The sequence below is a fragment of the Brenneria sp. hezel4-2-4 genome, from assembly GCF_013155275.1.
Classification (GTDB): Bacteria; Pseudomonadota; Gammaproteobacteria; order Enterobacterales; family Enterobacteriaceae; genus Brenneria.
This window is the reverse complement of sequence record NZ_JABJXS010000023.1, coordinates 1-5424: the sequence shown is the minus strand read 5'-3', so window position 1 is coordinate 5424 and position 5424 is coordinate 1. Positions and strand designations below refer to the sequence as shown.

Below are 5424 nucleotides of genomic sequence, written 5' to 3'. Positions count from 1 at the left end.
TCGTATTCAACGTGAGAGGTGTTGATGGTGATACCACGGGCTTTTTCTTCCGGCGCGTTATCGATCTGATCAAATGCGCGCGCAGCGCCACCGTAGGTTTTAGCCAGAACGGTAGTAATCGCTGCGGTCAGCGTTGTTTTACCATGGTCAACGTGGCCGATAGTACCGACGTTAACGTGCGGTTTTGTACGTTCAAATTTTTCTTTAGACATCGATTGTCCCTCTAAGACACGGATAAATCGGTGGTATCACCACATCAACCAAGCATTTGCTTGCTGAATTTTTTAACAGAAAGAAAATCAGGAGGAAGAATAAAGAAGTGGTGCTGATAGGCAGATTCGAACTGCCGACCTCACCCTTACCAAGGGTGCGCTCTACCAACTGAGCTATATCAGCACATCTTTGGAGCGGGCAGTGGGAATCGAACCCACATCATCAGCTTGGAAGGCTGAGGTAATAGCCATTATACGATGCCCGCATCCTGGAACTCGGCTACCTGATTTTTCTGTAGATTTTGAAATTGGAGAATAAAATCACCCTCCGCATTCTTCGATCCGGTCTAGTGTTACATACCGTATCGAGTTTATCCTGTCACCAGGATTGAATTTGGTGGTGGGGGAAGGATTCGAACCTTCGAAGTCTGTGACGGCAGATTTACAGTCTGCTCCCTTTGGCCGCTCGGGAACCCCACCTGATTGTCTACTTGATGGTGCCGGCTGCCGGAATCGAACTGGCGACCTACTGATTACAAGTCAGTTGCTCTACCTACTGAGCTAAGCCGGCATCAAGTGCTGCGCATTCTAGGTAGACCGAACGGCCTATGCAACAAAAAAATTGCGTAAAATGCGCTATCGCTTAGATTTTATCCAAATTTGAACACGAATCCACGCTAGCGGCAATAATTCGCCCAAAGAAACATCAAACCTGACCGGCGCAAGATAGCTGATGGGTGAAATATTCAGCCACTCCGTTGCACCAAAACTGTGACGATTGCCCTGCCAGAACGCATGTCTTGATCGCTATTCTCACCTTTTTTACGCGTCCAGCCCCTTATCGTGGGTTGGAACGAATTTTGCTTTATTTAAAGTACGTTCCCATCTATCAGGAGGCTCATCATGAAAATCGTATCCCTCAACGGCGCCACCCTGCCGGTCTATCGTTATGAACTCGCCAATCTACTGATAGATGCGGTAGCAAAGGGAGCCTCCGTTGGATATCAGGCCCCTTTATCGCATGAAGAAGCGGAAAGTTATTTCCACGGCTTACGTCCGTCGATCACCAAAGGTGAGCGCATGCTGTGGATTGCCCGCGATACGGAAGGTGTCATCGGTAGCGTGCAATTAGAACTCTGCCAGAAACCAAATGGGCAGAACCGGGCAGAAATTCAAAAATTATTAGTGCATAGCCGGGCAAGAAGGATGGGGATCGGCAGACAATTAATGCAAACGTTGGAAAAAGCCGCGCTCGTGCAACAGCGTGGATTACTTTATTTAGATACGCAGGCTGGTTCCCCTGCGGAGATGTTTTATCGCTCGCTGGGATACCGGTATTTAGGCGAACTTCCCGACTATGCCAGCACCCCCGATGGCTATTATCATCCAACCGCGATCTATTATAAGCGCCTCTTCGCGGTGAATCATGTAGAGCGGGCGATTGCCAGCTAACGCCAATGTCCGGTGCCCCTTGAATACGGGCATCGGATATCAAGCTGATTTTCTCTTCTTTTTTTCACTAGCAAAGTGTTAACCTGCCCATAATCCAAATTACCACACCAAGAAAAGGTTCTACGGCCTGTGACGAGCTGATTATACTAGGTAGCTCGTTTAGCTTAGTGGGCTGAAGTCCCCTTTCTTACCTGTATAAGCAGGCAGAATCAGACTTATGAGACATAGAGAGCAATCTTTGGCTACGCCATATCTGCAATTTGATCGCCGCCAATGGGCCGCCTTGCGCGATTCCGTCCCATTAACGCTGACAGAAGAAGAGATAGTTAAACTCAAAGGGATTAACGAAGATCTGTCATTAGATGAAGTCGCTGAAATTTATCTGCCGCTGTCGCGCCTGCTTAACTTCTACATCAGCTCAAACTTGCGTCGCCAAGCAGTTCTGGAACAGTTTCTGGGAACTGATGGACAGAAAATTCCTTATATCATTGGCATTGCCGGTAGCGTCGCAGTAGGAAAAAGCACGACAGCACGTGTACTTCAGGCGCTACTCAGCCGCTGGCCTGAACACCGTAGCGTAGAACTCATTACAACTGACGGTTTTCTTCATCCCAATAAAGTTTTAAAAGATCGCAATTTGATGAAGAAAAAAGGCTTTCCTCAGTCTTATGATATGCACAGTTTAGTAAAATTTGTTTCTGATATGAAGTCAGGCGCGGCCAAAGTCATGGCGCCAACTTATTCACATCTTATCTATGATATTGTCCCTGATAATCATAAAATATTGGAGCAACCTGATATTTTAATATTGGAAGGTTTAAATGTATTGCAAAGCGGCATGGATTACCCTCATGACCCGCATCGAGTGTTTGTCTCCGACTTTGTCGATTTTTCAATTTATGTTGATGCGCCGGAAGACTTATTAAAAAGCTGGTATATCAATCGCTTCCTTAAATTCAGGCAGGGAGCGTTTTCGAATCCGAGCTCGTATTTTCATAATTATGCCAAGCTGCCGGAAAAAGAAGCAATTGGCATCGCCTCACAACTGTGGCAAGAGATAAATGGACTCAATCTAAGGGAAAATATTCTTCCAACGCGCGAACGAGCCAGTCTTATTATGACAAAAAGCGCTAATCATGCCGTGGAATATGTTCGTTTGAGAAAATAAACCATCATTTAAAATAAGGGGATGTCATATCATCCCCTTATTTCACAATCCTCTTAAGGAGATTTCCCCACCGATATACGACATTAATTCACCACCACTCTCCAGCAACAATGCTCCTTGTGGATCAATGCCGCGATCAATACCATGTATTTCCCTATTACCGATGATCAATTTAACCGGGCGATTGAAATAATTGTCTAATTGCTCCCATCGGGAAATGAATGGTGACAATCCTTGCTGTTCAAATGTAGCCAGTGAGTGTCTGATCTCTGAGATAAGCGTAACGGCAAGCGTATTACGATCGATTGAGATCCCTGCCTCCTGAAGATTTATCCATCCCTGATTAATCGTACTATCCGTCGACTCACGCATCCGTAAATTAATACCGACGCCGATCACCAGATGAGCCGCATCACCTGTTTTTCCTGTCAGCTCAACCAGAATTCCCGCCAGTTTGCGGTCATTCAGATACAGATCATTCGGCCATTTAACACGAACTCCGTCCGCACCAAGATTATGCAATACCTCAGCCATAACCATTCCAATGACCAGACTGACCCCAACGGCCGCCGCGGGACCTTGTTCCAGGCGCCAATACAATGATAAATAAAGATTGGCCCCAAAGGGAGAAACCCACTGACGTCCCCGACGCCCACGCCCCGATTGTTGGTATTCAGCAATACAGGCATCCCCAGGGGATAACACATCCAGCCGGTCTAAAATATACTGATTGGTTGAATCGACTACCGGCAGAACCGTGACTCCACCTTCAGGCAGAGCGCTGAGGATTTTTTTCTCATCCAGCAATTGCATCGGCGTAGGTAAACAATATCCTTTGCCGGTAACGGTAAAAACATCTATTCCCCATTCCCGAATAGTCTGGATATGTTTATTAATGGCTGCCCGACTCATTCCCATCATTTCCCCCAGAGCTTCTCCGGAGTAAAACTCACCATCAGACAGAACATTAATTAATCTAAGAGGAACTTTAATATCCTTCATGATAATACCTCGACAGCATCCACCTCACCCCTTGCCGCAATAAAACGGACTTCTGGTTCCAGCCAGATATTAAATCGCTCGGCGACCTGGCTGCGGACATGACGCGCCAAATTAACGATATCAAGGCTCGTTGCATTATTTTGATTAATCAGCACTAACGCCTGTTGGCTATGCACTGCTGCCCCTCCGACCTGAAAACCTTTTAAATGACACTGATCTATCAGCCACCCGGCTGCCAGCTTAACCTGACCATCAGGGTGTAAATAATGCGGAGCATTTGGATATGCCTTTAGGATGTTGTCGGCATGCTGGGCGGCAATAACAGGGTTTTTGAAAAAACTCCCCGCATTCCCTGTAATCGCAGGGTCGGGTAATTTACCGCGCCGCATATGACAGACCGAATCAAATATTTGCTGGGGTGTAACCGTAGTCGGATCCAGTTTGGTCAGTTCTCCATAACCTAACACCGGAGACCAGTTTTTGCTTAGAGATAAACCGACGGCAATAATGACAAAGCCATGTCGATATTGATGCTTAAATATACTTTCCCGATACCCGAATTGGCATTCGGAAGCGGCGAGACGTTTTATTGTACCTTGGGTCAAATCCAATAGATCGACATATTCGCATACCTGCTTCAATTCCACACCATAAGCACCAATGTTCTGTATAGGCGCTGATCCGACACAACCGGGGATCAAAGCAAGATTCTCTAAACCGGCAATTCCCTGTCTGAGCGTGTATTCAACTAAATGATGCCAGTTTTCTCCAGCACCGACATGAAGGTGCCAACCGTCAGCATCTTCCTTAACATCGATACCTTTAAGACGGTTAAGCAGAATTACGCCTGCAAAATCCTCCAGAAAAAGAACATTGCTGCCTTCCCCCAATAGTAAAACAGGGCGTTGCAATAAACCGGCATCACGCCATATATTGATTAACTGTTGTTGTGTATCAGCTACGGTGATTTGTGATGCAGAAACAGGCAATGCAAAAGTGTGATATGGTTTTAATGATATGACACTGTTCGTCATAATATGAGTACTCTTTAGATCAGATATCCCCTAGTCTACCTGATTCAGGTCGGATAGCAGCGTGGTTTTATCTTATATAACGAACGGTAGCTCTCGCTATCGCCAATACCAAATAAACAGCGCATAAAACAAAAAGCCCCATGCTTTCGCATGAGGCTTTCCGCTTTGTTTGATGCCTGGCAGTTCCCTACTCTCACATGGGGAGACCCCACACTACCATCGGCGCTACGGCGTTTCACTGCTGAGTTCGGCATGGGGTCAGGTGGGACCACCGCGCTATCGCCGCCAGGCAAATTCCTTTCATTCCAACCGTTATGCTTTCACATAACCATCAGAACCAATCTCAAAACAAGCTGAATATCGTTTATCTTCTGCGTCTCTCACCAAAACACCTTCGGTGTTGTAAGGTTAAGCCTCTCGGGTCATTAGTACTGGTTAGCTCAACGTATCGCTACGCTTACACACCCAGCCTATCTACGTCGTCGTCTTCAACGGCCCTTCAGGGGCATCAAGTGCCCAGGGAAGACTCATCTCGAGGCAAGTTTCCCGCTTAGAT

The 5424-nt window shown here is 46.6% G+C and carries 5 protein-coding genes, 4 tRNA genes and 2 rRNA genes; 2 read left to right on the top strand and 9 right to left on the bottom strand.

The genetic code is table 11. The features are described 5' to 3' along the window. The 5 genes from HOY33_RS20400 to HOY33_RS20380 all read right to left on the bottom strand — a co-directional run. Nucleotides 1-212 (bottom strand): GTP-binding protein (locus HOY33_RS20400; RefSeq protein ID WP_000031661.1); only part of this gene is annotated, 212 nt, incomplete at its 3' end. A 108-nt stretch (nucleotides 213-320) separates the two neighbouring features. Next, a tRNA-Thr gene (locus HOY33_RS20395) sits at nucleotides 321-396 on the bottom strand. Between the two features lie 7 nt (nucleotides 397-403). Next, nucleotides 404-478, bottom strand: a tRNA-Gly gene (locus HOY33_RS20390). Between the two features lie 129 nt (nucleotides 479-607). Beyond that, nucleotides 608-692: transfer RNA gene (locus tag HOY33_RS20385), tRNA-Tyr, on the bottom strand. A gap of 15 nt (nucleotides 693-707) precedes the next feature. Further along, a tRNA-Thr gene (locus tag HOY33_RS20380) sits at nucleotides 708-783 on the bottom strand. A 332-nt stretch (nucleotides 784-1115) separates the two neighbouring features. On the opposite strand from HOY33_RS20380, the gene HOY33_RS20375 reads away from it, so the two are divergent. Together HOY33_RS20375 and coaA are read left to right on the top strand one after the other, a co-directional pair. Beyond that, nucleotides 1116-1664 (top strand): GNAT family N-acetyltransferase, encoded by a 549-nt coding sequence (locus HOY33_RS20375; RefSeq protein WP_172291846.1) that lies wholly within the window; start codon nucleotides 1116-1118, stop codon nucleotides 1662-1664. Between the two features lie 217 nt (nucleotides 1665-1881). Next, a complete protein-coding gene (gene coaA / locus HOY33_RS20370) occupies nucleotides 1882-2832 on the top strand; it encodes a type I pantothenate kinase (RefSeq protein WP_172291845.1) in 951 nt (316 codons plus the stop codon). A gap of 42 nt (nucleotides 2833-2874) precedes the next feature. On the opposite strand, the gene birA is transcribed toward coaA, so the two are convergent. From birA to HOY33_RS20350, 4 genes are all read right to left on the bottom strand, one after another. Then, nucleotides 2875-3834 carry a bifunctional biotin--[acetyl-CoA-carboxylase] ligase/biotin operon repressor BirA gene (gene birA, locus HOY33_RS20365; protein ID WP_172291844.1) on the bottom strand — a complete coding sequence of 320 codons (960 nt, stop codon included), beginning with the start codon at nucleotides 3832-3834 and terminating at the stop codon, nucleotides 2875-2877. After that, entirely contained in the window at nucleotides 3831-4868 is a 1038-nt protein-coding gene (gene murB, locus HOY33_RS20360; protein ID WP_172291843.1) for a UDP-N-acetylmuramate dehydrogenase, read from the bottom strand. The genes birA and murB overlap by 4 nt, the downstream gene beginning before the upstream one ends. 174 nt (nucleotides 4869-5042) lie before the next feature. Continuing rightward, nucleotides 5043-5158: ribosomal RNA gene (gene rrf / locus HOY33_RS20355) — 5S ribosomal RNA — on the bottom strand. Between the two features lie 114 nt (nucleotides 5159-5272). Beyond that, nucleotides 5273-5424: ribosomal RNA gene (locus tag HOY33_RS20350) — 23S ribosomal RNA — on the bottom strand; the annotation flags it as partial.